The organism is Neisseria sp. P0021.S005, from assembly GCF_051956955.1.
This window is the reverse complement of the sequence record NZ_JBQCWY010000579.1, coordinates 1-1,944: the sequence shown is the minus strand read 5'-3', so window position 1 is coordinate 1,944 and position 1,944 is coordinate 1. Positions and strand designations below refer to the sequence as shown.

The window sequence follows — 1,944 nt, the reverse complement described above, 5'->3', positions numbered from 1 at the left end:
GCGCGTACCAACCAAGCAAGGTCATTTTTGGAATTGGACTTAAGCGCCTCTTCGATACTTTCAGTAGCTTGGCGGTAGTTTTGGCCGCGCATATATTCCACAGCCAGTTGGGTTTTGATATTAGAAACTTGAATGGCACGTTCTTTAGGGCTTGGGCCGGAAGAGGAAGCGCAGGCAGAAAGAGTCAGTGCGGTAAGTAAAGCGAATCCGAACTTGATTTTCATAATTAACCTTATTGTTCGACCAAAATCTGTTGCCATTTTTGTTGGCGGCGTGTTTTATCTTGTACTTGTCCGGCCAATTGTCCGCAAGCGGCATCGATATCGTCGCCGCGGGTTTTGCGGACAGTAACGACAAAGCCGGCTTGTTGCAGAATATCGCGGAAGACACGGATATTTTCATTGGTAGAACGTTCGTAGCCGGAATTTGGGAAAGGATTGAACGGAATCAGATTGAATTTGCATGGTACGTCTTTAACCAATTCAATCAATTCGCGCGCATGTTGTGCTTTATCATTGATACCGTCGAGCATAACGTATTCAAAGGTAATAAAGTCACGGGGGGCTTTGACCAGATAACGTTGACAGGCCGCCATCAATTCTTTGAGCGGGTATTTTTTGTTGAGAGGAACAATCTGATCGCGCACTTCATCGTTGGATGCGTGTAAAGATACAGCCAAAGCAACAGGCATTGCATCACGCAGTCTGTCCATTTGTGGAACCATGCCCGAAGTGGAAACGGTCACGCGACGGCGGCTCAAGCCGTAGCCATGATCATCCAACATAATACTCAAGGCAGTAACAACATTGTCAAAGTTTGCCATAGGCTCGCCCATACCCATCATCACCACGTTGGAGATAACGCGTTCGTTTTTAGGGGTAACACCCATGGCTTTATTGGCCCACCAAAGCTGACCGATAATTTCAGCGGCAGTCAGGTTGCGGTTGAAACCCTGTCGTCCGGTAGAGCAGAAAGTGCATTCCAATGCGCAACCTACTTGGGAAGAGATGCACAAAGTACCGCGTTCGGCTTCGGGAATAAAGACGGTTTCTACACCGTTGCCCGTGCCGACATCCAGCAACCATTTGCGTGTGCCATCAGTAGATTCTTGTGCCATCATTAATTTAGGCACTTCGATTGTGGCTTGTTCATTCAACTTGGCACGCAATGATTTGGCCAAGTCAGTCATTTCTTCAAAGTTTTGTGCACCGGCTTGATGCATCCAACGCATGACTTGTTTGGCGCGGAAAGGTTTCTCACCCATTTCGGCAAAGTGTTGCGTCAGTCCATTTAAATCGTAATTCAGTAGATTGGTTTTCATGTATTTTTATGTTTCTCAATAAAGCTTTTAAAGTAAAGAGGCTTATCGGTCAGCTTTGCTTTAAAAGCCTTTAGGGTTTCAGACGGCCTGTCATTTGCAGGGCATACAAAGCACTTTTGCCGTCCGATATGGAATCGGACGGCCGTAAAGCGGCTACAGGCTTTTTGCTTTTATCGTGGGCAGATTTCGCTTTGGCTGAAAAAGTAGGCGATTTCAATCGCAGCATTTTCCACGCTGTCAGAACCGTGTACAGCATTAACACTGACAGATTCTGCAAAGTCGGCACGGATTGTGCCCGGAGCTGCATCGGCTGGATTGGTTGCGCCCATCAATTCGCGATTTTTGGCAACGGCGTTTTCACCTTCCAATACTTGAATCATAACAGGATTGCGAGTCATGAATTTAACCAAGTCTTCATAAAAAGGGCGGTCTTTGTGTACAGCATAAAACTCTTTTGCTTCGCGCTCAGACAGATGTTTCATTTTCGCCGCAATAATGCGCAAGCCGTTTTCTTCAAAGCGGCTGTAAATCTTGCCGATGACGTTTTTTTCTACTGCATCGGGTTTGATGATGGAAATCGTACGTTCGATGGCCATGTTATGTCCTTGTTTTTATTAATAGGT

General features: G+C 46.2%; 2 protein-coding genes and 1 pseudogene. All 3 read right to left on the bottom strand.

The window, feature by feature from the left end:
• A pseudogene (locus ACTHUE_RS17115) lies at window positions 1-224 on the bottom strand (type IV pilus biogenesis/stability protein PilW); the annotation flags it as partial.
• Between the two features lie 8 nt (window positions 225-232).
• A complete protein-coding gene (gene rlmN, locus ACTHUE_RS17110) occupies window positions 233-1,321 on the bottom strand; it encodes a 23S rRNA (adenine(2503)-C(2))-methyltransferase RlmN (RefSeq protein ID WP_003683577.1) in 1,089 nt (362 codons plus the stop codon).
• 170 nt (window positions 1,322-1,491) lie between these two features.
• On the bottom strand, window positions 1,492-1,917 hold the full coding sequence (ndk, locus tag ACTHUE_RS17105; protein ID WP_004519785.1) for a nucleoside-diphosphate kinase: 426 nt from the start codon (window positions 1,915-1,917) through the stop codon (window positions 1,492-1,494).
• Between the last annotated feature and the right edge of the window lie 27 nt (window positions 1,918-1,944).